Annotated in this window: 10 protein-coding genes; 3 read left to right on the top strand and 7 right to left on the bottom strand. The window is 74.9% G+C overall.

The annotated features are described in order from the left end of the window. Positions 1-8: 8 nt before the first annotated feature. The 4 genes from ACFPZN_RS30490 to ACFPZN_RS30505 form a co-directional block, all read right to left on the bottom strand. Positions 9-1,424: an FG-GAP repeat protein gene (locus tag ACFPZN_RS30490; protein WP_378285700.1), complete on the bottom strand. Its 1,416-nt coding sequence runs from the start codon at positions 1,422-1,424 to the stop codon at positions 9-11. A gap of 59 nt (positions 1,425-1,483) precedes the next feature. Then, on the bottom strand, positions 1,484-2,269 hold the full coding sequence (locus ACFPZN_RS30495; RefSeq protein ID WP_378285701.1) for a DeoR/GlpR family DNA-binding transcription regulator: 786 nt from the start codon (positions 2,267-2,269) through the stop codon (positions 1,484-1,486). A 34-nt stretch (positions 2,270-2,303) separates the two neighbouring features. Continuing rightward, positions 2,304-3,737 (bottom strand): FGGY family carbohydrate kinase, encoded by a 1,434-nt coding sequence (locus ACFPZN_RS30500; protein ID WP_378285702.1) that lies wholly within the window; start codon positions 3,735-3,737, stop codon positions 2,304-2,306. A gap of 66 nt (positions 3,738-3,803) precedes the next feature. Next, positions 3,804-4,817, bottom strand: a complete 1,014-nt coding sequence (locus ACFPZN_RS30505; protein WP_378285703.1) for a 2-hydroxyacid dehydrogenase — start codon at positions 4,815-4,817, stop codon at positions 3,804-3,806. Between the two features lie 287 nt (positions 4,818-5,104). Here ACFPZN_RS30505 and ACFPZN_RS30510 point away from each other — a divergent pair, with 287 nt between their 5' ends. Continuing rightward, positions 5,105-6,604, top strand: a complete 1,500-nt coding sequence (locus ACFPZN_RS30510) for an FGGY-family carbohydrate kinase (protein WP_378285704.1) — start codon at positions 5,105-5,107, stop codon at positions 6,602-6,604. After that, complete coding sequence (locus ACFPZN_RS30515) at positions 6,604-7,236, top strand: histidine phosphatase family protein (RefSeq protein WP_378285705.1); 633 nt, start codon at positions 6,604-6,606, stop codon at positions 7,234-7,236. Before ACFPZN_RS30510 ends, ACFPZN_RS30515 begins: the two co-directional genes overlap by 1 nt. 14 nt (positions 7,237-7,250) lie before the next feature. Here ACFPZN_RS30515 and ACFPZN_RS30520 read toward each other — a convergent pair whose 3' ends face one another. Further along, positions 7,251-8,075 (bottom strand): aldo/keto reductase, encoded by an 825-nt coding sequence (locus tag ACFPZN_RS30520; protein ID WP_378285710.1) that lies wholly within the window; start codon positions 8,073-8,075, stop codon positions 7,251-7,253. A 99-nt stretch (positions 8,076-8,174) separates the two neighbouring features. Continuing rightward, the gene (locus ACFPZN_RS30525; protein WP_378285706.1) at positions 8,175-8,621 is read right to left on the bottom strand and encodes a nitroreductase/quinone reductase family protein; all 447 of its coding nucleotides are present in this window, start codon (positions 8,619-8,621) and stop codon (positions 8,175-8,177) included. Positions 8,622-8,749: 128 nt separating this feature from the next. Between ACFPZN_RS30525 and ACFPZN_RS30530 the strand changes: the two genes are divergently transcribed. Further along, positions 8,750-9,466, top strand: coding sequence for a TetR/AcrR family transcriptional regulator (locus ACFPZN_RS30530; RefSeq protein ID WP_378285707.1), 717 nt, complete (start codon positions 8,750-8,752; stop codon positions 9,464-9,466). A 55-nt stretch (positions 9,467-9,521) separates the two neighbouring features. Here ACFPZN_RS30530 and ACFPZN_RS30535 read toward each other — a convergent pair whose 3' ends face one another. Beyond that, positions 9,522-12,674 (bottom strand): family 78 glycoside hydrolase catalytic domain, encoded by a 3,153-nt coding sequence (locus ACFPZN_RS30535; RefSeq protein WP_378285708.1) that lies wholly within the window; start codon positions 12,672-12,674, stop codon positions 9,522-9,524. Positions 12,675-12,821: the final 147 nt, after the last annotated feature.

Here is a 12,821-nt window from a genome sequence, read left to right on the forward strand (position 1 = left end):
CATCGCCCTCAGCCGAACGCGTAGCCGAGCAGACCTCGCACGGGTTCGGGGACGATCGTGACGGCGCGGGCGTCCGGCCCGGCGAGGAGGGCGACGGCGCCGCCGTACCCGGCCGCGCCCGGCGCGCCGATCAGCAGCCCGCCGCGGCGGACCGCCAGCGACCAGCCGAACTGCCCGTCCGGCCCCAGCGGCGAGGCGACCGTGGCCGCCCCGCGCCCGGTCAGGCCGCGCCCGTCCCTGCCGCGCAGCACGGTCACCGCGCTCCGTCCGGGGGCGCCGACCGCGAGATCGTCGGTGCCGTCCCCGGTGAGGTCCCCGGACGCGAGCGCCGCACCGAACCGGTCATAGGGCCCTTTCCGCCCGCGTCCGGTCCAGGTGCGGCCGGTCTGCCGAAGTGTGCGGCCGTCCAGGACCTGCACGGCGCCCTCGCTGTAACCGGTGGACGCGCCCTCGTCGCCCTCCTCGCCCGGGACGCCGATCGCCAGCTCGTGACGGCCGTCGCCGTCGAAGTCCCCGGTGGCCAGCGCCGATCCGAAGTGGTCGAGCCGTTCGGGCGAGCCGCCGACGCCCGGTTCGTCCTGGGAGACGTAGTCGGCGGTGCGCGCGACCGGGTCGAGCACCGTCACCGAGCCCTGGCTCTTGGGCCCGTCGCCCGGCGCGCCCACCGCGATCTCCGCGCGGTCGTCGCCGTCGAGGTCGCCGGCCGCGAGCACGGCCCCGAACCCGTCGGTCTCCGCCGGGGACTGCCCGACCCAGGAGGTGCCCTGCCGGACGACCGGCCCCGGGCGCAGCCCGCGCCCCTCCAGGCCGAAGACCGCGACACCGCCGCCGCCCTCCAGCCCCGGCGCCCCGACGACCAGCTCGTCGTCCCGGTCGCCGTCGAGGTCGGCGGCGGCCAGGGCCGCGCCGAACCGGTCGGTTCCGTACGGGCGGCCCAGGTCACGGGCCGACAGCGTCCAGCCCGCGCGCAGCCCGGTCGGGGAGCCGAAGTAGATCCGCACCGCGCCGTGCCCCTCCGCTCCGGGACGGCGTGCCCCGAAGACCTGGTCGGGCACGCCGACCGCCAGGTCCGCGCACCGGTCGCGGTCGAAGTCCCCGACCGCCAGCGCCGCGCCGAACCCGGCGCCCGGCGCGGCCGGCGCCTGGGCGAGCAGGACGGGCGCGGCGGCGTCCTCGTACCGGACGGCGACGGCCCCGGCCCGGGACCGCCCGCCGGACGCGGCGTAGGGCGCTCCGGCGATCAGCTCGGCCGCCCGGCACGGCCCCGTCGGCACGTACGCGGCGGACAGCGGCCCGGCCGGGCCGGGCTTCTCCGGGACGGGTGAGAGGGCGGCGACGAGCGGCGCCGACGCGCCGGAAACACCGGCCAGGCAGAGCACGGCGAGCAGGCGGAGGCGGGGCCCTCGGCGGGAGGCGATGCGCACACCGGCAACGTCCCCGCACCGTGAAACGCTTGATCACCCACCGGATGACGGCCGGATGACTACGTGGCGACGACCTCGTAGTCGACCTTGTGCTCGTCCAGGTCGCGCAGCGCCTCCGCCGCGGCGCCCGCGTCGACCAGCACCCGGTCGAACGCCGACAGCGGCGCCAGCCGGTGCAGCGCGACCCGGCCGAGCTTGGAGTGGTCCAGCATGAGCACGGTGCGCGCCGCCGAGGAGATCATGGCCCGCTTGACCGAGACGATGTGCTGCTCCTGGTGGTGGGCGTAGCCGCCGGAGACCGCCGAGGTGGACACGAAGCACAGGTCCACGCTCAGCGACTCGACCGCCTCCACGCACGACACCCCGAGGAACGACTCGTGCAGCGGGTCGTAGTCGCCGCCCAGCGCCATCAGCCGGATGCCGGGCGCGTCCGCCAGCAGGTTGAGCCCCTCCAGGAAGTTGGTGACGACGGTCAGCGGGGTGATGCCGGGCAGGAGCCGGGCCAGGGCCAGCACGGTGGTGGAGTCGTCCAGCATCACCGCCATGCCCGGCTCGATCAGCTCCAGCGCGCGCCGCGCCACCGCCTCCTTCTCCGCCAGCATCGACTTGCGGCGGAAGGCCACGTTGCTCTCGAACACCCCGGACGGCTGCGCCGTCACCCCGCCGCGGAACTTGCGGACGACGCCCTGCCGTTCCAGCTCGTCCAGGTCGCGGTGGATGGTCATCAGGCTGACCCCGAACCGCTCCGCCAGCTCGGCCGCGGTGGCCGAGCCCGCCGAGAGCACCCGCTCCGCGATCGCCTCCTGACGCGAGGCCGGGCCCTGCCGCCCGCCGTCCTTAGCCATCCCCCCATTCTCCACCCGCGGACGGGCCGGAGGATCACGCCGCCGCGGCCCAGCGTTCGCGGGCGGCGGCCACGCGGCCGAGGTAGTCGGCGTAGCCCTCGGCGTAGAAGGCGGCCCGGACGGGGTCGGGCTCGTAGCGGGCGGCGGCGGCCGTCCACTCCTTGGTGTCCAGCGGGGTCCCGAGGCGTTCGGCGGCGGCCAGCACGGCGCCGCGCGCCCCGACCTCCCCGGCCGCGACCCGGACGGGACGGCCCAGCACGTCGGTGAACAGCTGCAGCCACGCCTCACTGCGCGTCCCGCCGCCGCACACCGCCAGCTCCCCGGTGAGGCCCGCGGTGTCGAGGCAGTGCCGCGCCGCGTACGCGATGCCCTCGCAGGTGGCGCGGACCAGGTCGGCCCGGGTGGTCTCCAGGCTCACCCCGGTGAACTCCGCCCGCGCCCGCGTCTCCACGAACGGCGCCCGCTCCCCCGACGGCGCGAAGTAGGGCAGCACCTTCACGCCGCCCGCGCCCGGCGGCGATTCGGCCAGCAGCCCGGCCATCGCGTCGTGCCGCAGCCCGGCCGTCCGCAGCGTCCAGTCCAGCGCGGCCGTCCCGACCATCGCGGGCATCGCGCGCAGCCACCGGCCCGGCCGGGTCGTCGCCAGGTGGTAGCCGGACGGCTCGGCGTCCAACTCGAGGCGGTCCACCACGACCTGGCACGCCAGCGTGGTCCCGATGATCAGCAGCCCGTCGCCGGGCTCGGTGACCCCGGCGCCGAGCGCGCAGGCCGGCAGGTCGAACGGCCCACCCGCCACCGGGGTCCCGGCGGGCAGCCCGGTGCCGCCCGGCCCGGCCTCGCCCAGGGGCAGCGGGTCCGCGACGGGCGCCAGCAGCCCCGCCCGGTGCGCCAGCCCGCACGCCTCGATCGCGCCGCGGTGGTACGCGCGGGTCCGCGGGTCCAGGAACGGCATCGAGGCGTCCGAGACGTCGGTGGCCCGGATCCCGGTGAACCGCTGGAAGATCACGTCCTTGCAGTACGCGGCGGTCGCGGCGGCGTCCAGCGACTCCGGTTCGTGGCGGTCCAGCCAGGCCAGCACGGGCGCCGGGGCGCCGGGGAACAGCGCCGACCCGGTCGCCCGCCACACCTCCGCGGCCGTCCCGCCGGCCATCCACTCGGTGAGCAGGCCGGTGGCGCGGCCGTCCAGCCAGGAGATCGCGGGACGCACCGGGCGGGCGGCGGCGTCCACCAGCCACAGCCCGTCGCCCTGCCCGGTCAGCCCGGCCAGCTCCGGCGGCGCGGGCAGCCCCGCGACCAGCGCCCGCACGACCCGCTCGACGGCGCCGTACACCGTCTCGACGTCCTGCTCGACCCGGCCGTCGCCCATGTCGAGCGGCACGGGCACGGACTCGACCGCGAGGATCTCACCGCCCGCGCCGAACGCGGCGGCCTTGACCACGGACGTGCCCGCATCGATCCCGACGAACATCGCGGCCTCCTCAAGGCACCTGGGCGAAGGGGGTGGAACCTGGGCGTGACCTGGGCGTACAGACGATCACGGATTGAGGCAGTGTGCCAGGGCTTCGCCGCGGCGGTACCGGCCGACCTCGGCGGCGACGATCCGGGCGGCCTTCTCGGCGACCGCCCGGCTGGCCCCGCCCAGGTGCGGGGTCATGACCAGGTTGGGCGTGGTGAAGATCCGGGACCCCGGCGGGGGCGGCTCCTCGGCGAAGGTGTCCAGGCCCGCGCCCATCAGCTGCCCGGACTCCAGGGCGTCGCACAGCGCGTCGTAGTCCAGCAGCGGGCCGCGGGCGACGTTCACCAGGACGGAGCCGGGCGGCATCAGGCCGATCTCGCGGGCGCCGATCAGCCCCCGCGTCTCGGGGGTCACCCGGGCGTGCAGCGACACGATGCGGGAGCGGCGCAGCAGCTCGTCCAGCGAGCCGACGAGCTCGCCCGCGACCTCGCCCCGGGCGTACGGGTCGAAGACCAGCACCTCGGCGCCGAAACCCGCCAGGATCCGGGCGACCCGGCCGCCGACCGCGCCCGCGCCGACCAGCCCGACGGTGGTGCCCTCCAGTTCCAGGCCGCAGTTCTCGTAGGAGTAGTGGTCGCTCGCCCACTCGCCGCGCAGCGCGAGCGCCGCGTGCGTCTCCGGGATCCGGCGCAGCGTCGCCAGCAGGATCCCGACGGTGAACTCGGCGGTCGCGGTGGCGTTGCGGCCCGGCGCGTAGCAGACCCGCACGCCGCGTTCGGTCGCCGCCTCCACGTTCACGTTGACCGGGCCGCCCCGGCTCACCACGACCAGGCGCAGGCCGGGCGCGTTCTCCAGGACCTTGCGGGTGAACGGGGCCATCTGGGTGACGGCCACCTCGATCCCCTCCACCGCCTCGATCATGGTGTCCTCGGAGCCGGACGCCTCGTCCACCTCGGCGACGCGGCCGAACGGCTCCACCGGCCACGGCAGGGTCAGCTCCCGCACCGCGGGCCCGTCCCCGATCTCGGCGCGCAGCGCGCCCACCAGCAGGTCGGTCCGGACGAAATGGTCTCCGGCGGCAAGGATCGTCATCGGTGCTCCATCTTCGGGTCTCCAGGGGGCAAGAGTCTCAGGCCGGCGAAACCCCTGGCGTAACACTGCTGGACGGGTTGTTAACATTCAAGATGAGCTAGTTCACAGAGCTTGTAACAGGGGATCGCGGCCGTCAAGGACCTGCGGCGCATGCGTCGACCATCGGTGACGGAGCTGCTGAACGCGCGGCTGAACGCCAGGTCGGCCACGTGTCCTGGCGTCTTGCTCGTGGTCACCCGGGTTGTTATAACTTCACAGGACCAGCCGAGAACTTAACGGAGGACATCGTGCCCGGATCCGATGGCGACCGTCCTCCCTGCTGGCTGGGCATCGATCTCGGCACGCAGAGCGTGCGGGCGCTGCTGGCCGACGCGACCGGCCGGGTGCTCGGCCGCGGCTCGGCCCCCCTCACCGGGCACCGGCCCTCCGCCGGACGGCACGAGCAGGACCCCGAGGACTGGTGGGCCGCCGCCCGCGCCGCCGCCCGCGAGGCGCTCGCCGGCCCCGGCGGCGGCGCCGCGTCCGTGCGCGGTGTCGCCGTCTGCAGCACGTCCGGGACGGTCCTGCTGGCCGGCCCGTCCGGCGAACCGCTGACCCCCGGGCTCATGTACGACGACGGCCGCGCGGGCGACGAGGCCGCCGAGGCGCAGGCCGCCGGAGCCGAGGTCTGGGACCGGCTCGGCGTGCGCATCCAGCCGTCGTGGGCGCTGGCCAAGGCGCTGTGGCTGGTCCGGCGGCACGCGCCGCCCCCCGGCGGCCGCCTCCTCCACCAGGCCGACGTCATCACCGGGCGGCTCGTCGGCGGCACCGTCGCGACCGACTCCAGCCACGCCCTCAAGACCGGCTACGACCTGCTCTCCGAGGGCTGGCCGTGCGAGGTCCTCGGCTCCCTGGGCCTGGACGACGCGCTGCTGCCGTCCGTGGTCCGGCCCGGCACGGTGCTCGGCGGGGTGTGCGCGGCCGCGGCCGAGGCCACCGGGATCCCCGCCGGCACCCCCGTGATCGCCGGGATGACCGACGGCTGCGCCTCCCAGCTCGGCTCCGGCGCGCTGCGCGTCGGGCGGTGGAACTCCGTCCTCGGCACCACCCTGGTGCTCAAGGGCGTCACCGCCGACCCGGTCCGCGACCCGGCCGGGGTGATGTACAGCCACCGCTCCCCCGACGGCGGCTGGCTGCCCGGCGGCGCGTCGAGCGTGGGCGCGGGCGTGCTCACCGGCGACCGCGACCGGCTGGCGGCGCTCGACGCGGAGGCGGCCGCGTTCGAGCCGTCCACCGCCGTGGCCTACCCGCTGGTGTCGCGGGGCGAGCGGTTCCCGTTCCTGGCGCCCGGCGCGGTCGGGTTCATGCTCGGCGAGCCGTCCGGCGAGGCCGACCGGCACGCGGCCCTGCTGCAGGGCGTGGCGCTGGTGGAACGGCTCGCGCTGTCCTACGTCCAAGCGCTGGGCGCCCCGGTCGAGGGGCCGGTAACGTTCACCGGCGGGGCGGCGCGGAGCGCGTACTGGTGCCGGCTCCGGGCGGACGTGCTCGGCCGCCCGGCGCGGATCCCCGAGCACGCCGACGCCGCGCTCGGGATGGCGATCCTGGCCGCCTACGGCACGACCGCCCCGGGGCCCGGCCGCTCGCTGGCGGGGATCGCCGAGTCCATGGTCCGGATCCGCGCCACCGTCGAGCCCCGGCCCGGCGGGGCCGAGCGGTTCGCCGGGCCGTACCGGAGGCTGCTGGACGAGCTGGAGCGGCGCGGCTGGCTGCCCGCCGAGGTGGCCGCCCACGCGAGGGGGAACGAGTGATGACCGCGAACGACACCGGACCGGCCGGGCAGGCGGCGGCGACAACCCTCTACCTGGTGCGGCACGGCCAGACCGTGTGGCACGCCGAGAACCGCTACGCCGGGATCAGCGACATCGGCCTGACCGGCACGGGCCGCGAGCAGGCCCGGCGCCTGGCGGAGTGGGCGTCGGGAGCCGAGATCGACGCGGTGTGGTCCTCGCCGCTGAGCCGGACCCGGGCCACGGCCGCGCCCGCCGCGAGCGCGCTCGGCCTGCCCGTCACCGTGGACGGCGACCTGGTCGAGCTGGACTTCGGCACCGCCGAGGGGCATGTGCTCGCCGAACTGCCGCCCGCCGAGGTGGCCGCCTTCCGGGCCGATCCGGTCGCGGGCGCGTTCCCCGGCGGGGAGCACCCGGTCAAGGCGGCGGCGCGCGGCATCGGCGCGCTGCGCCGCATCGCGCACCGGCACGAGGGCGAGCGGGTGCTGGTGGTCACCCACAACACGCTGCTGCGGCTGATGCTGTGCGAGCTGCTGGGCATCCCGGCCTCCCGCTACCGCGCGGTGTTCCCGAAGGTGGGGAACTGCGCCGTCACCGAGCTGCGGATGTCCGGGGACGGCACCGCGCTGATGTCGTACAACATCCCGCTCTAGGCCGTCCGGACGCGTCAGGCGAGGTCGAAGGTCTCCGGGTCCGGGCCGAGCCGGGTGCCGCTGTCGAGCGCGCCGATCGCGGCCATCTCCTCGCCGGTCAGCTCGAACCCGAACACGTCGGCGTTCTGCGCGATCCGGGCCGGCGTGACCGACTTGGGGATGACGATGTTCCCCAGCTGCAGGTGCCAGCGCAGCACGACCTGCGCCGGGGTCCGGCCGTGCGCCCGCGCGATCGGGGCCAGCGCCGGATCGTCCAGCAGGCCCTTGCCCTGCCCGAGCGGGCTCCACGCCTCGGTCCGGACGCCGTGCTCCTCGTGGAAGGCGCGCAGACCGTCCTGCTGCAGGTAGGGGTGCAGCTCGATCTGGTTGACGGCGGGGACGACGGCGGTCTCCTCGATGACCCGCCGCAGCGTCTCCAGGGTGAAGTTCGACATCCCGACGGCGCGGACGCGGCCGTCGTCGAGCAGCTTCTCGAACGCCCGCCAGGTGTCGAGGTAGCGCCCGCGGCCCGGCATCGGCCAGTGGATGAGGTAGAGGTCCAGGTACTCCAGGCCGAGGCGCCGCAGGCTCGCGTCGAACGCGCGCAGCGTCGCGTCGTAGCCCTGGTCGGAGTTCCAGAGCTTGGTGGTGACGAACAGCTCCGCGCGCGGCACCCCCGACGCGCGCAGGCCCCGGCCGGTGCCCTCCTCGTTGCCGTAGATCTGGGCGGTGTCGACGCTGCGGTAGCCCGTCTCCAGGGCCGTCCGCACCGCGCTCTCGGCCTCGGCGTCGCCCACCTGCCACACCCCGAACCCGAGCTGCGGCATCGCGACGCCGTTGTTCAGCGTGACATCGGGAATGGTCACGATTCCCCTGTCGGCATCGACTCGTGATCCTTTTCCCAGGATAGGCGGCGTCCCCGGGGGCTCCCGCCGCCGCGGAACGGCGCGCCCGACCCGTCACGCGTCGATCCGGAAGACGGGGACGCCGGGCAGAACCTTGATCAGCTGCTCGTCGGTGGGCTTCTTGGGCAGGTCCTCGAAGAAGCGGGCGACCTCCCAGCCCCAGCGCTTGAAGTAGGCGCTCACGATCGGGAGCTTATCCTCGTCGGGCAGCTCCGTGACGGTGATCGCCTCGGTGGCGCGCCCGAGGCGCAGCTCGCCGCCGCCGGCGACGCGGATGTTGCGGACCCACTGGGTGTTGCCGCGCGCGGCGACCAGGTAGCGCGCCCCGTCGTGGGTGAGCAGGTTGATCGGGTTGCTGCGCCACTCGCCGCTGGTCCGGCCCCGGACGGCGAGGATGCGGGTGCCGAGCAGGCTGATCCCGTGCCGGGTCAGGAAGCCGACGGTCTTGTTGAAGTAGATCTCGAAGCCGCCGGCGGTGACGTTCCGGTCGGTGGTGTTCATGGATCTCTCTCCCTGCATTCTGTGAGCGGTGCTCTCGCTTGAGAGCAGTGTGCACGAGAACGGCACACCTTGGCAAGAGCAGTGCTCTCTATTTTGGTCGCCGCACCGAGTTCTGGCAGACTGCGGGCATGAACGCGAGCCGTACCGCCCGGGAGCGCGCCCGCGCGGAGCTGACCCGGGAGATCAAGGAGGAGGCCCGGCGCCAGCTGCGGGCCTCGGGCGCGCAGGGGCTGTCGCTGCGCGCGGTCGCGCGCGAGCTGGGGCTGGTGTCCTCGGCGCTGTACCGCTACTTCCCGAGCCGGGACCGGCTGCTGACCGAGCTGATCATCGACGCCTACGACGCGCTCGGCGAGCGGGTCGAGCGGGCGGGCGCGGCGGACGGGCCGGCCGGGGACGGCCACCGCGCCCGCTGGCGGGCCCGCTGCGCCGCCGTCCGGGAGTGGGCGGTCGCGCACCCGCACGAGTACGCGCTGGTCTACGGGTCGCCGGTCCCCGGCTACGAGGCTCCGGAATCGACGATCGGCCCCGCCTCCCGCACCCCCGTCGCCCTGCTGGAGGTGCTCCGGGACGCGGCGCGGGCCGGGGCGCTGCGGGTGCCGGACGACGGCCTGGCGCCGGAGCTCGACGCGCAGGCGGCCCGGACGGCCGGGCTGACCGGCCTCGAGGTGCCCGAGCCCGCGGTGGTCCGCGGCGTGGTCGCGTGGACGCAGCTGTTCGGCATGATCGGATTCGAGCTGTTCGGCCACCTCGACCGCACCATGGACCCGGCCGGGGCGTTCTTCGCCCACACGGTCGAGCTGATGGCCGACTTCGTCGGGCTGCCGGCCGCGGCGGGCGACCGCTAGCGAAAAGGCCGGGAGGGGCCCCTGCGCGGAGCCCCTCCCGGTGTCGGTGCGCGGGTCAGGACGTGAACGTCCAGGTGCCCGAGCCGACGGTGCGGACGGCGCCGCCGGGGACGTGCACCTCGGCGGTGCTGCCCGGCGGCACGGTCACGGTCAGCTCCACCCCATCGCCCTTCTTCCGCCACGCCGAGCGGACCTCGCCGTACGGGGTCCGCCGGGTCGCCGACGCGTGGGTGAGGTCGCCGACGACCGACGGCCGGATCAGCAGTTTGCGGAAGCCGACCGAGTCCGGCGCCTGGTCGATCCCGGCCAGCCGGGAGGTGAACCAGGAGTCGATCGTGCCGAGCATGAAGTGGTTCTGCGACTGGCCGCTGGTGCCGTCCCACATCTCGCCGAGCGCGGTGTTGCCGTTGACGACCTGGTAGCCGTAGCTGGGGCTGTCGGTCTGCGTGGCGATCTTGTAGACGACGTCGTCGCGGCCCGCCTCCGACAGCACCCGGATCGCCGAGGGCAGCGAGATCTCGCCGAGCAGCAGGTTCCAGCCGGCCTTCTCGATGCTCGACACCAGGTGGCCGAGCAGCCGCTGCCGCTGGTCGGCGGGGACGGCGCCCATGTCGAGCGCCATCGCCTCGGCGCCCATCCCGCCGCCGCCGAACGTGCCGGTCGCGGGGTCGTACAGCCGGTCGGACAGGGCCTTGGCGCTGAGGTCGGCCTTGGCCTTGAACGCGGCGGCCTCGGACGCGTGCCCGAGCGTCCCGGCGATCTTGGCGAGGGTGTCGTTGACCCGCCACCAGCCGTAGGTGCCGGAGACCAGCTTGGGGAAGGTCCGGTCGGGGGTGATCCAGTCGCCGAGGGTGTAGTCGGTCAGCCCGCCGGTGACCCGGTTCTCCAGGTGCGCGGCGTACCGCTTCATCGCCGCGTAGTGGGTGCCCATGGTCTCGGTGTCGCCGTAGGCGCGGTAGAGCTGCCACGGCACGACGACGAACGCGCCGCCCCAGTTGGAGTCGTCGCGGTAGGACCCGGCCAGCACCGTGTAGTCGGGCACGGTGGAGGGGATCAGCCCGGTCCCGGTCTGCGCGTCGGCCGTGTCCTGGACGACCTTGCGCAGGTGGGCGTGCACGTCGTAGTTGGCCGCGAGGGTGTCGCCGACCAGGTGGGTCTGCTCCAGCCAGCCGAGCTTCTCGCGGCTGGGGCAGTCGGTGAACACGCTCATCATGTTGCCCTCGACGGCGCGGCGGATGAGCCCGTGGATGCCGTTGACGAGGTCGTTGGAGGAGGTGAACGAGCCGGCGGAGCCGTTGTCGGCGTGCAGCACCTGGCCGCGCACCTTGAGGGAGGCGCCCGCGGGCAGCCCGCGCACCTCCAGGTAGCGGAACCCGTGGTAGCCGAACCGGGGATGCCAGGTCTCCGAGCCCGTGCCGCGGGCGGTGTACTCGTCCCAGATGGGGCTGCCGACATTGCTGATCGACTGGTAGGGGCGGCCGTCGCGCAGGCTCTCGGCCATGACGATCCGCACGGTGGTCCCGGCCGGGGCGTCGATGGTGATCTCGGGGCGGCCGGCGATGTTCCTGCCGATGTCGTAGACCTGGTAGCCGTCGCCGGACCCGATCTTCTTCCCGTCCAGGTTCTCGATCACCCGTACCGGCTCGGCGGTCCGCCCGCTCAGCACGGTGGACGGGCCGGGCCCGGCGACCGGGACGGCGGTGTCCCAGCCCGTGCGGGAGGCGCCGGGCCGGTCCCAGCCGGGCCGCTCGCGGCGGGCGTCGTGGTCCTCGCCGCCGTACCAGTGGGAGAAGGTGACCGGGCCGAGCACGGTGCGCCAGGACCCGTCGCTGCCGATCCGCCGGACGCTGCCGTCGGCGAGCGTGACCTCCAGCTGGGCGATCAGCTTGGGGTCGCTGATGGTGGCGGCGAACTTGCGGTACCGGTCGGGGGTGGAGATGACGTTGGCGGCGCCGTTGCCGAGCTCGACGCCGAGGGTGTTGCCGCCGGGGCGGAGCAGGCCCGTCACGTCGTAGGTGGCGTAGGTGGTGCGCTTGGCGAACCCGGTGTTGGCGGGCTCCAGCTCGGCGTCCCCGATCCGGGTGCCGTTCAGGCGGGCCTCGTACACGCCGAGGCCGCTGACGTAGAGGCGGGCGGAGCGGACGGCGCGCGGCAGCGCGAAGTCCTTGGCGAACATCGGCAGGGCCTCGGGGACGGGCGACTTGGGCGGCTCCTGCCCGGTGACCGTGGCCGCGGTCGTGTACGGGCCGTCGGCGGCGTCGCTCGTCCCGACCGTGAAGTCGACCGGGGAGTAGGGCACCTTGGCGCTGTCGTCGGCGGGCGCGTCGGTGCGCGGGTAGAGCAGGACCTGGTCGAAGGTCTTGGCCTCCTTGAGGTCGATCGTCAGGAGCAGCGGCTCGCCGGAGACGTCCGCCTGCGTGTAGGCGGAGCTGGACCATCCGGCGAAGCCCTGGTTGGTGGTCTGGGTGCCGTCGGTGAGGTAGCGCGGCGCCCAGACGCGGTTGACGTTGCCGCCGGTGTCGGAGGGCGTCACGGTCGTGCCGGCGGCCAGGTTGGTGCCGGGGTCGGCGGAGTCGCGGACCTCCAGCTCGGCGAGCTGGAGCCGCCAGGTCTTGTCGGGCAGGTTCTCGACCTTGGGCAGCCCGAGCTTGGTGACGTCGACGCGGACGTAGCGGGCGGTGGTCCTGGGCAGCTTCACCGCGATCGGGGCGGGCTTCTTCTGGGAGACCTGCCAGTCCTCGTGGCCGATCCAGCGGCCCGACCAGTCCGACGGCGAGGTCAGCCCGGTCTCGAACCAGGCGGGCGACGACCAGCCCGACTCCCTGCCGCCGGTCCACACCTTGACGCGCCAGTACACGCGGTCGCGGCTGCCGAGCTTCTTGCCCGCGTAGTCGACGCGCTGGGCGGCCGAGCCGACGCGGCCGGTGTCCCACAGGTCGGCGTGGCCGCCGCGCAGGCGGCTCTCGCCGGTGGCGGCCTGGATCCGGTACGCGGTCTGGACGGTCCCCCGGCCGTCGGCGGCGAGCCGCCAGGTCAGCGGGGGCGTGGTGTCGTCGATGCCGAGGGCCTTGGTCAGGTCGGCGGCGCGGAGGCCGGTGGCGGCTCCGGTTCCGCGTCCGGGGTCGGCGTGCGCCGCGGGGACGGCCAGCGCCGTCAGCGGCAGCGCGGCGGTGAGTGCCGCGGCCGCGAGGCCGCGCAAGGGGGGCATGCGCAAAACGAACTCCTAGTGAAAAGGGTGGGCGGCGGGGGTCGGCCGGTCAGCGGGCGGGCCTCACGACGGCCTTCCGCGCTGGTGCAGCGCGGCCACGTCAGAACCTCTCTGGGGGGACGACCCCCCAGACCCCCCGGCAACGGC

This window comes from Actinomadura rugatobispora, from assembly GCF_042656285.1.
Lineage (GTDB): Bacteria > Actinomycetota > Actinomycetes > Streptosporangiales > Streptosporangiaceae > Spirillospora > Spirillospora rugatobispora.